Source organism: Mycobacterium paraintracellulare (assembly GCF_000276825.1).
Lineage (GTDB): Bacteria > Actinomycetota > Actinomycetes > Mycobacteriales > Mycobacteriaceae > Mycobacterium > Mycobacterium intracellulare.
Map to the genome: position 1 here is coordinate 1753654 of NC_016948.1, position 19518 is coordinate 1773171.

The 19518-nt window shown below is 64.4% G+C and carries 17 protein-coding genes; 8 read left to right on the top strand and 9 right to left on the bottom strand.

The window, feature by feature from the left end; genetic code table 11:
* From OCQ_RS08260 to OCQ_RS08270, 3 genes are read left to right on the top strand one after another with little or no spacing between them, the layout of a single operon-like run.
* On the top strand, positions 1-387 hold the full coding sequence (locus OCQ_RS08260) for a DUF4286 family protein (protein ID WP_051019716.1): 387 nt from the start codon (positions 1-3) through the stop codon (positions 385-387).
* A complete protein-coding gene (locus OCQ_RS08265) occupies positions 384-1559 on the top strand; it encodes a sulfotransferase family protein (protein ID WP_014384256.1) in 1176 nt (391 codons plus the stop codon). The genes OCQ_RS08260 and OCQ_RS08265 overlap by 4 nt, the downstream gene beginning before the upstream one ends.
* Before the next feature lie 3 nt (positions 1560-1562).
* A complete protein-coding gene (locus OCQ_RS08270) occupies positions 1563-2747 on the top strand; it encodes a DUF1214 domain-containing protein (RefSeq protein ID WP_014384257.1) in 1185 nt (394 codons plus the stop codon).
* 53 nt (positions 2748-2800) lie between these two features.
* Here the strand turns inward: OCQ_RS08270 and OCQ_RS25620 are convergent, their stop codons facing one another.
* From OCQ_RS25620 to OCQ_RS08315, 9 genes are all read right to left on the bottom strand, one after another.
* Positions 2801-3460, bottom strand: a complete 660-nt coding sequence (locus OCQ_RS25620; protein ID WP_014384258.1) for a TetR/AcrR family transcriptional regulator — start codon at positions 3458-3460, stop codon at positions 2801-2803.
* Positions 3457-4488 (bottom strand): DUF7064 domain-containing protein, encoded by a 1032-nt coding sequence (locus OCQ_RS08280; RefSeq protein WP_014384259.1) that lies wholly within the window; start codon positions 4486-4488, stop codon positions 3457-3459. The genes OCQ_RS25620 and OCQ_RS08280 overlap by 4 nt, the downstream gene beginning before the upstream one ends.
* On the bottom strand, positions 4485-6116 hold the full coding sequence (locus tag OCQ_RS08285; protein ID WP_232065574.1) for a PEP-utilizing enzyme: 1632 nt from the start codon (positions 6114-6116) through the stop codon (positions 4485-4487). The genes OCQ_RS08280 and OCQ_RS08285 overlap by 4 nt, the downstream gene beginning before the upstream one ends.
* A complete protein-coding gene (locus OCQ_RS08290) occupies positions 6083-7144 on the bottom strand; it encodes a TIGR03857 family LLM class F420-dependent oxidoreductase (protein ID WP_232065575.1) in 1062 nt (353 codons plus the stop codon). Before OCQ_RS08290 ends, OCQ_RS08285 begins: the two co-directional genes overlap by 34 nt.
* Before the next feature lie 222 nt (positions 7145-7366).
* The gene (locus OCQ_RS08295) at positions 7367-8884 is read right to left on the bottom strand and encodes a PEP-utilizing enzyme (protein ID WP_237718803.1); all 1518 of its coding nucleotides are present in this window, start codon (positions 8882-8884) and stop codon (positions 7367-7369) included.
* Between the two features lie 113 nt (positions 8885-8997).
* Entirely contained in the window at positions 8998-10512 is a 1515-nt protein-coding gene (locus OCQ_RS08300) for a pyruvate, phosphate dikinase (protein ID WP_014384263.1), read from the bottom strand.
* The gene (locus OCQ_RS08305; protein ID WP_014384264.1) at positions 10509-11126 is read right to left on the bottom strand and encodes a hypothetical protein; all 618 of its coding nucleotides are present in this window, start codon (positions 11124-11126) and stop codon (positions 10509-10511) included. The genes OCQ_RS08300 and OCQ_RS08305 overlap by 4 nt, the downstream gene beginning before the upstream one ends.
* Before the next feature lie 52 nt (positions 11127-11178).
* The gene (locus OCQ_RS08310) at positions 11179-12096 is read right to left on the bottom strand and encodes a DUF7065 domain-containing protein (protein WP_041784868.1); all 918 of its coding nucleotides are present in this window, start codon (positions 12094-12096) and stop codon (positions 11179-11181) included.
* Entirely contained in the window at positions 12093-13613 is a 1521-nt protein-coding gene (locus tag OCQ_RS08315) for a PEP-utilizing enzyme (RefSeq protein WP_051019766.1), read from the bottom strand. The genes OCQ_RS08310 and OCQ_RS08315 overlap by 4 nt, the downstream gene beginning before the upstream one ends.
* A gap of 1124 nt (positions 13614-14737) precedes the next feature.
* Here OCQ_RS08315 and OCQ_RS08320 point away from each other — a divergent pair.
* From OCQ_RS08320 to OCQ_RS08340, 5 genes are read left to right on the top strand one after another with little or no spacing between them, the layout of a single operon-like run.
* Positions 14738-15565 carry an ABC transporter permease gene (locus OCQ_RS08320; RefSeq protein ID WP_051019718.1) on the top strand — a complete coding sequence of 276 codons (828 nt, stop codon included), beginning with the start codon at positions 14738-14740 and terminating at the stop codon, positions 15563-15565.
* Positions 15565-16416, top strand: a complete 852-nt coding sequence (locus OCQ_RS08325) for an MlaE family ABC transporter permease (RefSeq protein WP_051019720.1) — start codon at positions 15565-15567, stop codon at positions 16414-16416. The genes OCQ_RS08320 and OCQ_RS08325 overlap by 1 nt, the downstream gene beginning before the upstream one ends.
* Before the next feature lie 49 nt (positions 16417-16465).
* On the top strand, positions 16466-17539 hold the full coding sequence (locus OCQ_RS08330; RefSeq protein WP_232065577.1) for an MlaD family protein: 1074 nt from the start codon (positions 16466-16468) through the stop codon (positions 17537-17539).
* Complete coding sequence (locus OCQ_RS08335; protein WP_041784874.1) at positions 17536-18540, top strand: MlaD family protein; 1005 nt, start codon at positions 17536-17538, stop codon at positions 18538-18540. Before OCQ_RS08330 ends, OCQ_RS08335 begins: the two co-directional genes overlap by 4 nt.
* A complete protein-coding gene (locus OCQ_RS08340; protein ID WP_014384271.1) occupies positions 18528-19508 on the top strand; it encodes an MlaD family protein in 981 nt (326 codons plus the stop codon). Before OCQ_RS08335 ends, OCQ_RS08340 begins: the two co-directional genes overlap by 13 nt.
* The last annotated feature ends 10 nt before the right edge of the window (positions 19509-19518 follow it).

Here is a 19518-nt window from a genome sequence, read left to right on the forward strand (position 1 = left end):
GTGCCGCACGCAATCATGTTGGCGTTTACCCAACCAACCTCGCCGGAGAGCGACGAGGCCTTCAATGATTGGTATTCCAACAAGCACATTCGCGATCTGGTGACCATTCCCGGTGTCATCGCTGCCACTCGCTATGCCATCGCTCACGACGTCGAAACGCTGCCCGGCGTAGGAGGACCCGAGCAGAAGTACCTGGCGATCTACGAGATCGAGGGCGAGACCGAAGCAGACCTCGAAGCATTCGCCGAGACCCTGCGCAACGCTTTGGCCGACGGAACCGCCGACATTTCCACGCATCTCGACATGACGAAACTCGGTGCGTCGCTGTGTCTGCCCCTCACCGAGCGGCTGGCGCGGACCGCCCAGGCGGAGACGTCTCCCGCATGACGACTGCCCTGCCGCCGCTGCAGCGCGATGACCTGATGGCCGCGGCGTCCGCCTTCACGGGCCTCGACGACTGGGGCCGCGACACCAACTTCGTCGACAGCCTCGACATCTTGGTCTCCGACATGCGTCGGACCGCCCAACTCAACGAAGCCGGCGTGGCGGCCCAGGTGCAAGATCTGTTGCGTCTTCTGGTGAATCGACTCGGCTTCGAGCGCGACCTGGTGGAGCACCCGGAGATACTCGATGAGCCGCTCGAGCCGCCCATCATCATCCTGGGATTGCCCCGCACGGGCACGTCCAAGTTGCAGCGCACCATCGCCGCCGACCCCGGGATGCAACGTCTCGAGGTGTGGCGATTGCTCAACCCCTCTCCGGTGATGGGCAACGACTCCACCCGAATCGCCATCGGCGAGCAATTCGAACAGGCCCTCCGCCAGGTCCCCGAGTTCATGGCTCGCCACCCAATGGAGGCACGCGAACCCGACGAGGACCTGTGGCTGATGGAGCTCACGTTCGATGCCCCCGTGGCTTCGCACCGGCTACATCTGCCGAATCACCGCGAGTGGATCGCCGGCCGCCAACCGATCGCGTACTCGTACATGCGCACGATGCTGCAGTACTTGCAGTGGCAGGACGGTGGCGCCCAGGGGCGCCGGTGGGTGTTGAAGTCACCGATGCACATCGGGCAGGTGGCGTTGCTGCACGAACTTTTTCCCGGGGCCCTGTTCGTTCAGTGCCACCGCGACATCCATACCGTCCTCGGCTCGTACTGTTCGCTGATCGAAGTCGCTCGCGGGATGAACTCTGACCACATCGACCTGACCTCCCTTGGTCCGGACTTCGCTGAGTTCTGGGGCCGGTACACGGCAAACAACCTGGCCGCACGCACCGCGATCCCGGATCTCAACCTGTACGACGTCGGCTATGAGTCCATCCGCGACGACATCCACGGAGTCATCGGGGAGATCTACTCGCGGGCCGGCCTGACCATTGCGCCGACAGCTCGCGCTGCCTTCGAACGGTACGACGCGCATCGACCGTCGGGGCACTTTGGAAGCCATGACTACGACCCGAGCCGATGGGCCGTCACCTTGGAACTTGTCGCCGAGCACTTCGGTGACTACCTCGATGCCTTCCCCGAAGTCGGCCGCCCGGCCGCGAAAGGAGTTTAATCAGTGACGATTCCGGAGATCGACACCGCCGACGACCCGAGGATCGCGCACGGTGAGCTGTGGCAGGCCTTCACGGAGGCGGTGGCCAACCTGAGCACCTTCGTCTACCAGAACGACAAGGTCGACGGCCCGCTCCTGCGCGCTGAGGGAATCCGTTACCTCACCCGCCTGATGCAGTCCGCGATCATGATGACGGTCGAGGGATGGGACTTCGACTACCCGTGGCTGATCAAGTTCATCAGCCCCTACATGCAGTACGGGATCCCGGCGACCGACTGCTGCTATCACACCGCCGCGGTACACGGTGATGGCGTCTATCGCATCTACGGCTCGCGTGGCAGTGCCCGGTTGTTCGACGTAGAGACCCGTAGCGGACACACCGCTCACCTCGCGCAGTGGACGGTCGTCGACCGCAAGAGCGAGTTCGACGTCGCCGACGACGGCACCATCGAGATCGTGCTCTCGGCAACCGAACAGCCCGGCAACTGGGTGAGGATCGCCGAGGGCCCCGGCTCGATCATCTTACGCCAGTACTACTACGACTGGGACACCGAGGAGCCCGCCGATCTCGTCATCGAGAAGGACGGGGTCGCTTACCCGCCGCCCCCGCTGCGCTCGGCGGAATCGGCCGATCGGCTACAACTGCTGATCGACTGGATTCGCAATGTACCGGCCGCCTGCAAGCTGGCCGTCGACGAGTACTTCACCGCTCCGGCGGACACGCTGAAGTTCGTGGGCATCGAATTCGCCTGGGCAGACCTGGTGTACGGCAAGGGAATCTATCGTTGCCGGCCCGACGAGGCCGTCATCATCGAGGTGACACCGCCGAACGCAGCCTACTGGCAGTATCAGCTCACGTCGCACTTCTGGGAGGCGCTCGACTGGAACCTTCGTCAAACGTCGCTGAACGGGCATCAGGCGGTGCTCGACGACGACGGGGTGTTTCGGGCGGTGATCGCGCACCAGGATCCCGGGTACGCGAACTGGCTCGACGCCGGCGGCCACACGGTCGGATTGATCACCGCGCGCTACTACAAGGCCGACTCGGTGCCGTTGCCGACCATCCGCACGGTGCCGCTGGCGTCCCTCGCCGAGGAGCTGCCCGCGAGTACCAAGACGGTGTCCGCCGCTGAACGTCAGGAGTCGATCCGGCGCCGCGCCCGGTGCGTTTGGCGGCGCCGGGTGTGACGTCGGCGTCCTGATTCCGGGCGGTTCGATCATCGAATTCGTTCGCGATGGCGTCATCCACGATCTGCGCTCGAACCGCTTGAACCGCCGTCGTCGTAGGCATGGATCAGGCGGCCGAGAGCCGTGCGGAATCTTCCACGCGCGTTTACTTTGGCGAAGTGCTCTCGGACGTGGCTCAGCGCAGGAAGATCCCCGTCTACAGTGTCGAGCGTGCGGGTCTGATAGATGTCGTGCAGCCGCTGCGAGGTTCCCGGAAGCGCGGCGCCCAGGGTGAATTGAGCCAGGGCCACGACGGCTTCGACGGCGACGTCGGGTGCGAAGCCCGCGGCCAATAGCCGCCTCACCAAATGGTCTGCGTGGAAGCGGAATTGCGGCCCGGCAACGGCCTGCTGGGCGACGATCGTCGTCACCGCCGGAGACGCCACCAACAATTCGTACATGGCAGTGAAGAACTTCAGGAACGCCGTTTGCCAGTCCTCGTCAGTCGGGGGTACGGGCAGATCGGCCAAGGCGCGGTCCGCGAGTAGTTCGAGTACCTCCTCCTTATCCGACACGTGCCGGTACAGCGCACGGGGGGTGCAGCCGAGTCGGTCTGCCAGCACCCGCATCGAGACGGCGTCGAGTCCTTCGGCGTCCGCAATCGTCCGAGCTTCGGCAATGATGGCGTCCAAGCTCAGGAAATTGCGGTAGCCACGATCGGCGGTTTCGCTCAAGCGGAGTCCCCGAAGGCGGCGCGCACGAAGTCGGTCCACATCGCCACCTGGCTGTCACCGTGCCCGATGCGCCCGTCGCATTCCCAGCGAGTCAACCCGATGCTCATGTGGACGTTCGACCAGGTGTGCCAATTGGCCGCGGCCCTGATCTGGCCGTGCAACCGGTGTTCGGCCCCCGTCTCGTCGAGCACCACGACGCGGTGTCCGGCCTGGCGGCGGCCCGCGACATTCCACTCGGTCTCGATGCGGACCGACGCCACGGTGAGCAATCGCCCGTCTTTCCAGACCCAGCCGCGATTCATCTTTTGCGACAACGCCACATCCTCACCGAACCGGTCCCGCCACTGCGCGGTCGACGGGTCCTCGAGGCCGGTGACGTGCACGGCGTAGTCGTCGCCGAACGTCGCCATCAACCAGTGAATTCCGGACATTCCCGTCGGGTCCTCAGTGCGGGCCTCGCCCCAGGACCGATCTCGCACCGAATAGCCGTCGACGCGGAGCTCCTGACCGCGCAGCGTCAGCGTGCCGGATGTCCGCATCACCTGATCGAAGTGCCGGTTGGAGGGAAGCATCGCCGGCGGCATCACCGCTGTCGCCGTCACGTCCATCGCGTTGCCGCGGTGCGGATCGGCGTAGCTCATCCGAATCCGTTCGAGCGGTTCGAGCACCTGGTAACGGTAGCCGTTGGGCAAGGTGACGTCGAGGAGGTCGCCGCCGTCGTCGGTGATCGAACGGTCGGGGACGAAATCGCGCATGTCGAAGAGTTCGGCCTCGAGCTGAGTGCGCTTGATGCCCTTCCACGCCCAGACGCCGCCACTCATCAGCCGCAGATTCGGATGCAGCCAGATGTAGTTGAGACAATGAACGTTTGCTTCGGGGATACTGAACCCACTGAATACCGTCTCCACGAGTGCGGGGTCGCTTACCCGGGCGCCCTCGCCGCGATGCATGCTCTCGTCGCTGGGGTAGGCGGTGCCGAACGAGTCGGCTACCTGAGCATTCATGAAGTACGACGTGTTCTTGCTCATGGTGCCTCCTTGAGGATGGTGACTATGCCGGTACCGCCATCGACGCGGACGAGGTCGCCCGTCCGTAACAGTTGCGTTCCATTGCCGGTCCCGATGACGCACGGCATGCCCATCTCCCTGGCGACGATGGCACCGTGCGAGGAGGTCGAGCCGATGTCGATAACAGCACCAGCGGCCAGATGAAACGCCGACGCCCACGACGGGTCGGTTGTTCGGCACACGAGGATCTCATCGGGTTCCAGGTCATCGAGGTCGTCGGCGCTCGACAGCACCCGCGCCAGGCCTTCGGTGACGCCGTGGGCGGCCGCGACCCCAGCTACCGAATCCACTCTGCCCTCGTCGCTGCGTTCGATCTCCACCGGCACCGGAGGCCCGACCCAGGCGTCCGGCACGTCGATCCGCTCGTACGCAGCGCGGAGCAGTCGTCGTGCGATCACTAGTTCCCGCGCATTCGGCGGTGGCGCGCCGCGAATCTCGTCCATGGTCAGGTAGAAGACGTCGTCCGGCTCATCGAGGACGCCTGCCTCGACCAACTCGCGACCCCGGACCCCGCAGGCGGCGCGCGCACCGTCGAATGCCTGCGCAAGCGCGGCCTTTCCCTCCTCCCGCAGCGGGATGAAAGTGGCGGCTAGCTTCAGCATCAGCCGGCCAAGGGGCCGTTTCCACCGCGGCATCGCGCTCAGGAGGTCGCCTTCGGCCTTCTCCCTGGCCCGAGTCCGCGCCGCGGCCGCCGCGGTCAGGTCCTGACGTTCGGGCGCCGTCTTGTACTTGTCGACCATGCGTTGGATCAGGTCGGGGCGCTCGCGCCACGACGGATTGGATACCTCGATCTCCCCGGCGCACCGAAACCCGAACTCGGAGAGAAAGTGCTCCATCGTTGAGCGGCCCTGGGCGACGTCGTTGAGCGCCACCACGAACTCGGTTTCGACCATCTTGCCGTAACCTGTCGACAATTCGAGGTGCAACCCCGGGCGTCCGATCGATTCCGCCATCTTCCGGAGCGCGTCGAAGACGCCCTGCGCCACGAACGTTCCAGTGACGTGTACACGCATCGCGTATTCGAGCTTCTGCAACGCCTCCGCGAATTGAGCGTCCACCGGCCGAGCCAGGCCGGCCGGCGAGACGGCGTGGCGCCACCACGCATCCATGTCGGCGCACATCTTCCGGATACGGGATGGCAGCGAGACGACTGCCAGCGGAGCCTTGACGGCCACGACGGGATACCGCCGCTTGGAGGCGGTATCCGCCACGTCGGTTCGCGAAGATCCAAAGATCTGCTCTTCGAATGCGGTGCCCGATTGACCGGGAATTAGATCGCTGACGCGACGAAAGTAGTTGATACTGGCCGTATATCGGCCATAGAAGACGGTGGACGACGATTCGGCCGCCGTCCGGGCCACCCTGATCTCGCTGCGCCGGAGTACGCCCAGATCGTGGAACGTGCCGTTGACCGCCAGATCACTGACCGGCAGCCACAGAGTTGCGCCGAGGGGGCTCATGACGCCTTGATAATTCTCCCGCGTATTGATGGTCGACCAGGCGTCGTTTGGGCCCGACGTACGGTGCATCGGGTTGGGCGCGTGCAGGTCGATGGTCATCGGCTGGTCTCGTGACTCGCGTTGCGCCACGCGGCGATCAGACCGGCATTTTGGCCCGGCGTGCTTCCGTACGTGGTGATCTCGTCGGCACCCGCATGCTTGAATTGCCGTAGCTTCTCGGCGCACTGAGCGACGCTTCCGAGGGCGCACGACTCCGTCATCCATTCGTCGGGTATCAAGGCTGCGGCCTCCATCAGTTGAACTCGATGGAACGCCGTGTCCACGAGCTCGTCGCCGCTGGACTTGCGCGCTACCTCCAGTGCGGCCCGAAGTCGTTCGACCGGTCCGAGACTCCATCCATTGACCTTCGCGAGCGCGTTGCCGTACTCGGGCGCCTGCAGATACGTGACGGCGCGGGCGTGCGCCAGCGCGCGTGTCTCGTCGTCCGCGAGATCCGGTGCGGTGATTACGCATTGGACGACGCGCAAGGAGGCGGGGTCCCGGCCGGCGGCCTGGCAGGCTCGTCGCAGTCGTGCCACCGACGCGGCGGTGGCGGCCGGAGTCATCGTTGGCGGCAGGATGACGCCGTCGAACGCCTCCGCGACAGCCTTTGCGGCCTTCGGCAGCCCGAAGGTCCCGTACAGCACCTTCGGGGCGGGTCCGTGGTAGACGTCGCCGAGCTTGATGTCGCGGTAAGTGCCCGCCGGCCCGTCGTAGGTGACGACCTCCCCGGCCCATAGCCTCCGCAGGAGCTTGACGTAGTCGACGACCCCCTCGAAGCCTGCCGTCTTCAAGCCCTCGTGGCGGAGGTAGGCGTGATCGCCGCGGCCCAATCCCAGCAGGAACCGGGGCCCCGCCGCGGCATGCATCGTCGCGCCGAACGCCGCCATGTGCAGCAAGTGTCGCCGCGCGGGGGAGACCAGGCCCGTGCCCAACCCGACCCGAGTGGTGCGGGCGCCAATCGCGCCGAGGACCACTCCGGCCTCCTTGAGGTTCCACCGTTCGGAGAAGTAGACGTTGGCAAAGCCGAGACGTTCGGCATCCACTCCGTCGTCAATGCCTTGGGTGACGGTCCGTGCCGCCGTCTCGTTGACCGGGTTCTCCGGTAGTTGGGACACAACTCGCCCGGCGATGAGATATGCACTGAGATCGTTTACCGGACTGTGGTTTTCGTTGAACATCCTTTATGTATACGGTGTGTACTTCAATTCGTCAAGCAAGAGCGGCGACTGGACAAAATTTGAAATGCGTTGACGCAAAATAGTTTTCGTACACGTCGGCGGTTTTCGGCGAACGCCGGCAACGAGGCGAAACGGACGGGTGTCCTGTCCTTGAAGCGGTCAGCCGTTCACGATGGACGGACGATCCTCGAGTACCGTGACCGTGCCAAGGTCGCCATCGACCCGAATGAGTTGCCCGTCGCCGATGCGCCGACTCCCGTCCTCGGTCCCGCATACACAGGGAATGCCGAGTTCACGCGCCACGATGGGCCCATGGCTGAGCAATCCGCCATGGTCGGTGACCACGCCGCCGGCCACCAGGAACAGCGGCACCCAGGCGGGATCGGTGGTCTCGCAGACGAGGACGTCGCCGTCATCGAGCTCGATCTCGTCGGGATCCCGCACGATGCGAGCGCGGCCCTCGACCACACCGCCGCTGGCGGCGACCCCGGAGATCGCCTCGCCCGTCGCCAAGCGGGTCCCGGGACCGTCGGCGATGGACACGAGTGTGGGCGTCCCCGTCCACGACTTCGGCAGTCGCAGCGATTGACGGCGCGTGTACTGAGCAGCGCGCTCGGAGACGAGTTCCCTGTGGCCACTGCGGATTCCGCCCATCAGAGCGTCATAGCGCACGTGGAAGACGTCTTCGGGATGGTCAAGGGCGTTCTGGTCGGCGAGCAACTGGCCGATCCTGCGCGAGGCCGCCCTCGCGACGTCAAAGGCGATGAGGTATCCGGCCTTGCCCTGCTCCCGAAGGGCGAGATAGCGCGCGGCCACCCTGACCAGGGTGCGTACGGCGGCGCGCTTGGGAGCGGGCATTTCGCCCACCAGTGTGTCGAGGGCTTGTGCGCGAAGCGCCGTCTGTGCAGCGCTGCGCGCACGGGGGGCGCGTGGGCTGTCGGCGGCCACGGCGCGATAGTCGGCCATGCGTGCAAGGATCGGCGCGGGGTCCTCACGCCAGGTGACGCCGGAGAGTTGACCTTCGTTCGGACCGTGATAGCCGTGCCGATCCATGAACTCGCGCTGGGTGATTCGCTCGTGCGCCAGCGCCCACAGATCGTGCGCGACCTCGTTCTCGTCGGAGCCGACGCCGGACAGCAGTGCCGCTTCGAGGCCGGGGTGACCCGCGTCCCGGGCAACGTCGGCCACCTTCTCGGCCAGCGACGAACTGACCATTGCGACACCCATGTGGATGCTCATGACGTCCTCGAAGCGACGTCGGGCATCTTCCAGCGTGGATCGGCAGTCACTCTCGTCGATACCACCGATGATTGCTAGTTTCCTTTGCCGCCATGCCCGCAACTCGGCGAACATCGCGTCGTGCCGCTCGGGAGTCCGCCACAGCCAACGCGGAGCTTTCGCGAAGATGAACGGGTACCGCGTCACCGTATTGGCATCGACAGTCTCGGGCCGGACGTAGCCGAACAGTTGCTGCTCCACGGCGCTCGCGGTGGTTCCCGGCATCCGGTTGGCGATCTCGCGAAACTTGTCGATGTTGCCGGCTCCCCATCCGTCGAACACCGTCCAGAAGCAATCCTCGACACGGTCTGGCACTAGGAGTTCGGCGGAGGAGTAGACCCCGAGGTCATAGAACATTCGTCGGAACGCCATCTCCATGGGTGCGAAGACGAAGCTCAAACCCAACGTCGTGAAGACACCCGGAAACGCTTCGGCGACATTGCCCGTGGTCCAGGTGAGGTCGGACCGAGGCGACAGAGTGTCCAACGTGTCGAGCATCGACTCCACAGTGGTCATCGCGTTTCCGTCCGCTCGCGCCGCCGCCGCATCAAGGTGATGACGTCGGCCGCCGGATCGCGATCGGCGACTTCTTCGCGCAACCAGCCCTCCAGCGTGCGCATGTCGGAGTCGTCGGTCGCCACTGCGGGACGCACGGGCAGGGCGCCGGCGTGCACGGTGCCGGTGTCGGCGTCCACCGTCACGACGTTCCCTGCGAGTGCGGTGACCGTGTCGATGCCGCAGCCGACGACGCACGGGATTGCCATCTCGCGACAGACGACTGCAGCATGAGAGGTCGAGCCGCCCAGTTCGGTCAAGACGGCAACCGACGCCGACATGGCGGCGACGTCGTCGGGATCGGTGGTGGGCCGGGCCAGGATGACCGACTGACCGTCGTCGGCGAGCCTTTCTGCTTCGTCCGCGTCGATGACCACCACACCGGTCGCGATGCCGGGGGACGCCGGCTTGCCCGACGCGACCGGGGGAGCGGCCGCGATGCTCGCCGGATCCAGCACGGGGCGCTGGAGGGCACGCACCTGATCCTCGGTCACGCGGTCGAGAGCCTCGCCGCTGGTGATCACTCCCTCGCGCTCCAGTTGCACGACACAACGCAACGCTGCCTGCGGGGTTCGCTTGGCCGACCTGGATTGCAGGAGCCACAACGTTCCCGACTGGACCGTGAATTCGATATCTTGCACGTCGCGTCCGTGGCGCTCCAGCACGCTCGCCGCGGCGAGGAGATCGCGATGCACGGAAGGCATCGCCGCCAGCAGATCGTCGAGGTGTTGCGCGTCGGCACGACCGGACACGACGTCCTCGCCCTGTCCGCGCGTGAGCCACTCGCCGTATGGCTCTGGGTTGCCGCTCAACGGGTCTCGGGTGAACAACACGCCAGTTCCCGAACGATTGTCGAGATTGCCGAACACCATGGCTTGAATGGTGACCGCGGTCCCGCCATCGTCGGAGATGCCGCGGGTTTGCCGGTATGCCTTGGCGCGCTTCGAATGCCAGGAGTCGAGAACCGCACGGATGGCCAACTCAAGCTGCTGCCAGGGAGATTCGGGGGGGCGGACGCCGACGACCTTGTCGAACTGTTCGTCGAATCTGCGCCGGGTGTCGGCGGCGTACTCGGCGTCGCCGGTCTCGGCGGCAAGGGCGTGCTCGATGGCGAGGGTCATCCCGAGGTTCAGGATGGTGTCCATCATGCCCGGCATCGAGGTCGCCGCGCCGGATCGCACCGACACCAACAGCGGCCGCTCGGCCGATGCGAAGCGGCGTCCCGTGCGTCGCTCCAGCTCCTCCATGGCGGCCCTCACCTCGTCGAGCACGCCGGGGGGAAGAACCCGGCCGCCGTGGTGGTACTCGCGGCAAACGGCGGTCGTCAGCACGAAGGCCGGTGGCACCGGGATGCCCAGCGACAGCATGTGCTGCACGCTCCAGGCCTTGCCTCCCACCTCTTCTCGCGTCAGCTCGCCGCCTTCGACCAGGAACTGAACGCGCGAGGTCGCCGTCTCGGCGGGCGGTGTCATTCGGCCCTCCCAGCGGCCGCTTCCTCGGCGCGAGACAGGCCGGCCAGCCCGATGAGCTCCTCGTGTAGTTCGAACCACACCGTGTGGTAGCTGTCGGCCAATGGCTTGGCGAACCACGAGTGATCACCTGCACCAATGCGAGTCAGAGCGGCATCGAACCGGGCCGGGTAGTGCCCGATCCGCGGGGCGGCAGCGACCATCTTGGACAGCAGTGGCCGAAAGTCGGCGTCGAGCCGAATGAGGTCGTCGATCACAGCACCGTCGTACTCGGCGTCGTTGTGATCGTTGGGCACGTCTTCGTCCTTGAGTTGCCAGCGGGTCATCAGACCCTTCAGTGCGTCGTTGGGCCCGTCGAATTCCTCGTACAGGCCGAGCACACGTTCCAGGTCGATCGTCTGCCGCTCGACGGCAAGACCGTCGGCGAGCGCCTGCCGTCCACTGGCCGACAACTTGAGCCGCCCGCGTATCTCTTCGGCGTCGCCCCTCGCAATCAGGTCCGCCACGATCGTGGCCGCTCGGTCGCCGTCGAGCCCGGCAGCAGCCGGGAGATCCGCGGCCGGGATGCGTCCCTTCAATCGGAGCGCTTGGAGTGCCCGAATGCGTTCGGTGTCCATCGTCGTGACTTCCTCCTTTATGTGTGGTGTGGGTGTCCGAATGCGACTGTGGTCAGCACACCCGGTGTACGACGCCTTGTTCGACGAAGCCCGCTCCGTGCCGTTCACGGCACTGCAGGGTCATGAAGTCGTCGTACGTTCCGAATGCGGGACCATCGGTGTCGCGCCCCATCGGAACGAAGAACCCCGCGCGCCGCGACGTCGCCTCGATCGTCTTGACTCGGCCGTCGGCCATTTCGAGAGTGGCTGCCAGGAATTGCGCAGCGGCGTTGCGGCGGAACTTAATGTCGGTGATCAGGACCGCCCCCGCGTCGTCGACCCAATATCCGTCCGAACGCAGCGTGCCGTCCGACCCGAGGAACTTCATCGCCGACACGAAACCAGCGTCGATGACGCATACCAGGCCGGCGTATTCGAGCCACTGTGCCGCCTCGTCACGGAATCCCCAAGTGCGATCCCGCATCCCAGTCGCTTCGACCGTCCACGTGTCTCCGTCGGCTTGGACGGTTCCCGACAGGCTGCAAGCCTGTTGGAAGTGCTGCAGCGGCTTGCCCGGCACAAGGGGTGGGATGAGCTCGTTGATGCTGAAATCGGCGGGCGTCCACAGTGGTGCGTTGCCGAGCCGGACCTTCAGGTCCCGAGTGTCGACGGTGATCGTGCCGTCGAGCCCGAACGACATGGACTGGCTGGCGAATGAGCCCGCTGGCAGTTCCTCGATGACTTCGTACACTCGTCCCTGCAAGCTCACCGAGAATCTCGCGCGACGGGCCTTGCCGTCGTTGGGCGACGTGGAGACGTGCATCGTTCCGTAGACGTTCGAATCGACGTCCCAGAAGGATAGGTACGCGTTGTCCTTCCACGTCGGGTCGTTGGGCCCCGCGGTGTCGGCGTGCACTGCGGTGGCCAACGGCCCCCACGCCGCCGTGCCGCCCGCACTTGGAGATGCGTCGCTGTTGAGGAGGTCGCTCATAATGAAGTCCTTTCGTCGTCTGTCGTTGGGCCCGTGGCCCTGCGGAGTAGTTCAACGGTTCCCGCCGCTCCGTCGATCCTGATGAGATCGCCCGTACGCAGCACACTGGTGCCGATGCCGGTGTTCATCACGCACGGAATGTCCAGTTCGCGGGCCACGACGGCGGCGTGGCTCATCAGACCGCCGATGTCGACGATTAGTCCGGAACTCAGGAACATCAGTGATACCCAAGACGGGTCCGTCGTGCGGGCGACGAGGATGTCACCGTCGTCGACGTCCGCCTCCGCGGGATCGTCGACCACGACCGCACGGCCCTCCACGACGCCTGCGCACGCGCCCACCCCGGATAGGGCGGAGGTCGGCCTCACCTCCGTGCCCTCGTCGGCGATTCGAGGCACCGGCTGCCCGGTCCAGGTGGTGGGGAGCGTCATCGCCTGATAACGGCGCCGGAGTTCGCGTCGCTCTGCGACGACGGCTTTAATGTCGACGGCGGGGTCGGCGGCGAACGGACCGCTTAATTCGTCGATCGTCAAGTACAGCGCGTCGTCCGGCACCGTCAGCCGCCCGGAGGCGACCATCAACGACCCGAGGCGTCGCGCCGCGGCCCGGAGCACGTCGAGGCATTGCAGATAGGACACCTTGCCGGTACCGCGCAACGGGATGTAGCGCCGGGCGAGGCCAAGCACGGTCCGCGATCGAAGCCGGCCCAGCGGCCCGGACGCAGAGAGCAGCGTGCGTTCGGCCCGTTGCCGCATGTCACGGTGCGCGTCGGCGTGGGCGCTCGGCGACTCCGTGTCCGGTTTCGCCTGATAGCGCCGAACCAAGCTGTTCACCGCGGCCGGATCCTCCCGCCACACGCGGGTCTCCAGTTCACCTTCACCAGGGCCGTGGTAGCCGTGCCTGAGCACGAACTGCTCGACGTCGAGAGTGCCGCGGGAGACCGCCCAAAGGTCGTCCAGGACGGCGCCCTCCTCGTGCGAGGCTCCGCGCAGCAGTACTGCAGCGTCCACGCCGGCATGGCGGCAGACGGTGGCCAGCTGCTCCTGGAGCGGCTGAATGACCGTGGCGGATATGACCGCCTGTGCGGCGAGCGCATCGAAGAATCGATCCCGTGCGGCGGCCGCGACGCGTTGCGCCTCCCCATAGCCGAGATCGGTCATTCGGCTCGTCTCGGCCCGCCACCAGGTGTCGATGTCGCCGCGCAGTCGCCTGACCCGACGGCCGATGGTGGCGACGGCGCGCGGGTAGCGAACCAGGATGTGTGGCAACCGTCTGACAGACGGTCGGCTGCGAAAATCCTCGGGTACGAACCCGAAGAAGTCCCGCGAGAGCGCCTCGCCGGACTGTCCTGGAAGCAGATCGCCCATCTCGCACAAGAAGTCCACGCGCACCGCCATGCGCCCGAAGAAGGCGTTGGTGATGCGGTCAGCGGGATCGGCTGGAATGCCCCCGAGGTCAGCGGGCAACGCACCCATGGCCAGGAACGGCTGGCGCAGGCCGAGTTCGCTCGCAGGCACCCAAACGCTGGCGCACAACGGCGTCATCACACCGGGCACGGCTTCTGCCAGGTTGATCGAACTCCAGGTGGCGGTCGGTATCGACATCGCGTGGAGCGCGTTAGGCATGGTGTGATCCAACGCCGATTCCGAGCGCATCCAGACTCCGATCACTTTTCGAACCTGAAATAAAAACGAAGTCTACGGTGTGTACTTGATTCGCCGCAACCTGCGTTAGGTGGGCCCTCCAGCGACGAGGTTTCTGCGCTGCGAGCACGCCGACCAGAGCCGGCAGAAGTCGACGATCGTCGACCGCCCAACCGGGCCCGGCCTGACCGAACGATCTTGCCCAGGCGCCGCGCAACGGGATTACGGGAAGTTCGAAATCCCGACGAGCGGGGGTGGCACCGTCGGTCCCGCTCTCGCGTCGCGAGAATGCGTCGCCTTCCAGACGTCCCGAAGAGGCAGATTGAGAGCCCAAGTCGAGTCTCCACCGGCGGTGCGATCGGCGAGCGCCCGATCCGGCGTCTGCGAGGGCGGCACGCTTCGCCCAAGGGCTCTGAAGGGCGTCGCGTCCGAACCGCCGCTCGCCGGTGGGTGCGGATGAGACACCGGATGACGGGAGTTCCGCTGGCGCACAACCACTGCGGGAAGACCGGTTCGACGTGTCCGCGAACACCTAGTTGACCCGGAGTGACTCAGCTCATACTATGGGCGCGGTCATGAGGCCCGAACAAGCTTGTGTTCTATGGTGTCGGGCTAGCTCGTAATTCGAGCAACTTCGCCACGGCGGGGGCGGAACAGCGAACCCTGTCGGGTCCGGATGGAAGGTCGGGGAATCAAACGATGGGCAGCGCGATTGTGGGCGAATCGGTACCCACACGTCACCGCAAGGTCGGATTCCGCGAAATCCGTTGCGTCAGAAAATTTTTTGGCATCATAATTTATTTTGAATTAGAAGAATATTCGTTGGTTCTACCCACGCATCGTTCGTGGTCGAGAACCGTCCAGGATGGGGTGGCGACACCGGCGTCCTCGACTCGACTTGTTGTTGCGCCTTCGACCACGCCGGCGGCCGCCGGATGGTAGGGATCGCAACGCCACCTTCGGTATCCGAACGGTCGGTCGGTCACGAGCCACCACGGATGCGGTGGTCACAAACAGCTGTCGGACGAAAGGTCGCGGAACTCGGCGCCGCTCCCGGCCGAGCTGCAGGCACCACCGGCCGCGGCATTCATCTCGCCGTCTCGGTGCTCCGCTACGCCTTGCAAGACACACTGACCCTTCGCCTCCCCGTCGCGGAGTTCCTCTGGCAGGCGTGGACCCTGCTGAAAGTGACCGCGACTCCAGCCGTGCTGATGGCCATACCGATCGGCGGAATCGTCACGGTCGTGACGTCGGGACTCGTGGCCGAGGTGGGCGCGACCGCACTCCTCGGCGCGGCGAGCGGCGTAGGCGTTCTACGTCAGGGTGCGCCCGTCACCGCAGGCCTTTTGATGGGCGGTGCCGCGGCCTCGGCGATCGCGTCGGACTTCGGAGCGCGTGCCATTCGAGAGGAACTCGACGCGATGCGCGTGCTCGGCGTTGACCCCGTCCGGCGTCTGGTAGTGCCCAGATTCCTGGCGCTACTGCTCATCGCGCCTGTCCTCACCCTCGTCATCATCGCGTCCGGCACGGCGTCGGCGTATCTGCTGTCGGTCACGGTGAGCGATGTAGCACCTGGGAGCTTCTGGAACTCGTTCGGGACCTTCGCCAAGATGGTCGACGTCTACTTCGCGATTGCGAAGGGTCTCGTCTTCGCGGCCATCGTGGCGGTCATTTCGTCAATGCGGGGAATAGAGGCCAAGGGCGGTCCGCGGGGCGTGGCTGACGCCGTCAACGCGGCTGTCGTCATCAACGTCGTACTGATTCTCTTCGCGAATTTGATCATCACCCAGATTCAGACGATGTTCTTCCCCACGGCGGTGGCGTGATGTCAGCTCCTTCTGCCGTCCTGGGGCGGACGCGTAAGGCAGCCGTTGGGTCGGTCACGACACCGCTGCGAGGGTTTGGACAGTGGACGTTATTCATCGCCCAGGTGTTCTGGTACCTACCGCTGACGGTTCGCAAGTACTACCGGCAGACATTGGCGGCGACACTCAACATGGCGTGGGGTCGGGGGTCGCTGATCGTGGACGGCGGCACGATCAGCGTTCTGCTGATCCTGGGTGTCGCCACGGGTGCCTCGCTGGCCATTGAGGCGTTGGCGATTCTGAACATCCTGGGGTTCGGGTCGCTGGCCGGCATCATCGGTGGTATTGGCGCAGTTCGCATCCTCGGACCCATCGTCGCCGGAATCGCTTTCATGTCGCAGGCGGGTACGCGCATGACGGCCGAGATCGGGGCGATGCGCATCTCAGAGGAGATCGACGCCGTCGACTCGATGGGCTTGCGGCCAATTCCATTCGTCGTCGGCACCCGGTTGATCGGCGCACTCACGACGGTCGTGCCCGGCTACCTTCTGACCCTTTTGGGGGTCTTCTACACGATGGAGGCGGTGGCCGTTCTTTTCAACGGTCAACCCGGAGGTACCTACACCCACTACTTCGTGCAGTTCCTGACGCCGATCGACCTGCTTTATTCGGTGATCAAGCTGAGCATCTACTGCGTCGCCGTGACGTTGATCCACTGCTACTACGGCTACTTTGCCTCGGGCGGGCCGGTCGGAGTGGGCCAGGCGTCGGGACGTGCCGTGCGCGCGAGTCTGGTCACGATCGTCGTCCTGGACTTCCTGACAACCGTCCTTCTGTGGGGCATCAAGCCCGTGTTCGTGTTCAAAGGATAGTGGCCCACACATGCTAAGAGGTTCCACTCAACGCCAAGAACGGGTGTTGATGACCATCGGCGCCGCCGTGGTGGCCTGTATCGCCCTAGTCGCCGCCGCCATCGTCACGAACCCGTTCGGTGGGAGAGCCAAAGGGACGTACTCCATTTCGATCATCACGCCGTACGTCGGACAAGGCGTCGAAACCGGCACCGCCATCGTCCTGCACGGCGTCAAGGTTGGTGAAGTCACGAACGTCACCAACACCGCCGGCGGAAAAGTCCAACTTGCGACGGAATTGCAGTCACAGCCGACCCGCGGCCTCACCGACGCGATGAACATCGACTTCCGGCCCATCAACTACTTCGGTGTCCCAGGCATCAACCTGGTCCCGAACTCGGGCGGCCACGCGCTTCGCGATGGTAGCCGACTCGCTCTACAGCCGACGGGAAACTTCACCCTTTCGGAGCTGCTCAATAAATTGGGGGACGTCTCGGCGAGTTCCCTTACCCCACAGCTCATCAGCGTTATCGAACGCGTCACTCGCTACACCGATGCACTCAACCCGACAATCGAAACGGCTGTGACGGTGACAAGAGCGGTCGATGCCGTCCAAACGGTTCCCACCGAACAACTCCTCACAAATCTGTCAACGTCGATCGCCGCGTTCCCGGCATTCACCGACGCGGTGGTGGAGGCAGGCACGAGAGTGGTCAGATACGACTACTACCCCGGTCAAGCAGTGCAGGACCCGGCCACCTCCGGCCCAGTGCTGCAGCGGCCCTACGTAGTTAATGCGAAGACACCCAATATCGGCGATTTGTCTCCGGAGTACTTCCACGATCACTGGAAGGTCACCTTGGACCTCATCCAGAACGGTCTCTTCGCCGCAGTCGGCAAACTCGTCGGCAGCCACGTCGATGACCTGACACCGCTGATCAGCGGAATCAAGGCCATCACCGATACGGGACCGGTCTTGCTGCGGCCGGACGACGTCGCGCAGAAGCTCGCAGAATTGCGTGATCGCTTCCAGAAGCTCTACGCGGGAAACGGTGACCAGCGCGCGGTTTCGGTCCGAATCCTGCTCGACAGCCTTCCCGGAGTAGCCGCGCCGCTGGCAGTCACCACGGAGGGAACGCCATGAAACCATTGGCCGCAACCTGGCGCATAGGCGTAGCACTCGCCCTTGCGGTGGTCCTGTTCATCCTGCTCGCCAATACCCTGACCAATCCGGTCGCTGTCGACACCCGCGCGTACACAGCGGATTTCACGGACGCGTCCGGGCTTCATCCCGACGGCGACGTACGTGTCAGGGGTGTCCGGGTGGGGAAAGTGAAGTCCGTCGACCTGGCGAGGATCAATGGACAGAACGTCGCACGGGTTCAGATGACCTTGGACCAGAAGTACGGCGTGGTGGGGATCACGAGGCTGGCCATCAAATTCCAGGCCCTCACCGGTGTCCGCTACATCGACGTCACCAATCCCGCAGAGGGGTACCGCACCGGCGACGTCGTGACGCAGATACCGACGTCGATGACTCAGCCCTCGTTCGACGTGACAGCCCTTTTCAACGGCTTGCAACCCGTGCTCGCCACGTTGAGTCCAGAAGAGATCAACACCTTCACCGCGAACGCGGCATCGTTCCTGACCGGCGATGGAAGTGGACTGAAGCCGCTACTGGACAGCATCCGGAGGCTGACCGAATTCGTCTCGGAGCGCCAGCAGGTGGTGGCGACGTTGATCCAGAATCTGTCGAACATCTCCAAGGGCATCGGAGGCACGTCCGACAAGTTCATCCACCTCGTCGACCTGGCGAATCAGCCTATCGACGGTGCCCTGACCATTCTGGACGAATTCCGTAAGGACCTCGTGTACAGCAAGGACTTCTTTGATCCCACAATTCGATTGCTCCACAACGCCGGCTTCAGGAACGGAGTCAATATTGATGAGGCGTTCGACCGCGCATTCAGTAATCTCGACAACTTCTTCGACGCGTTCAAGTTGGTGCCGGTGATCAACGAGAACATCCCACCGCCCGGCAACGAAGGAACAGAGATCGAGCCATGTTCGCGCGGCAATTTCCAGCTACCGGAGACGATGGACGTGCTGCTCAACGGACAGCGGGTGGTGCTGTGCAATCGCTGAATCTCGGAAAGCTCGCGCGCAATCAGACCGCCTGGGGCTTCGCGGCGATCGCATTCGCCCTCGTCGTGGCACTGGTGCTGGCGTACATCTACTACAACACCCCCGGTACCAGCAAGATTGTCACCTTTTACACCGACGATGCGAACGCGATCCGTACGGGAGACGAGGTTCGAATGGCCGGGATCAAGGTGGGGACGGTCACCAATCTGAAACTCGAGCCGAGCCAAGTCCTGGTCACCGCGAAGATCGACGATGACGCTTTCGTCGGTGATCAGTCCCAGATCGACGTGCGAATGCTAACCGTCGTCGGCGGATACTACGTGAACATCGCTTCGATGGGCAGCACCGCTCTGGGCTCGCGAACCATCCCGCGATCGCGGGTGATGATGCCATACAGCCTCATTCGCGCCCTCACCGATACGACCAAGATCACCGACAACGTCTCCACGAAAGCCATCAACGAGTCTCTTGACCAGATTTCGCAAGGCTTGTCGGGCACGAATGTGCAAGTGATCTCCACTGTCATCGACGCCGGCAACGAGTTGATGTCCACTGTGGAACGACAACGAGGCCAAGTCACGAGCATTCTCAACCTGTCGGATGAATACATCAGGGCGTTATCCAACTACCGCGACAAATTCGCTCAACTCGTCCGGAAAGCGTCGATTCTGACCCAGACCCTGGTGATCTACGACCACGGCTTCTCCAACACGATCCAGGGCCTCGGCGACGTCCTCCTCGCGTTGAAACCACTCGGCGATTTCTACGAGGCGCACAGTCTCGAATTTATCGAGAAAGTGCGGAACTTCCTCGAAAGGGGTCGGTTGTTCATAGAACACAACGGCGTGACGATCAAGGCGCTGCGGCGGGTTCAGAATCTGTTCGATCGGGTGCTGAACGCTCAGAACGCGCCACCGGGTCTCTTGGCGACCGACATTTGCGTCCCGGTTCCGGGGAGCGCGTGCTGATGTCCATGCC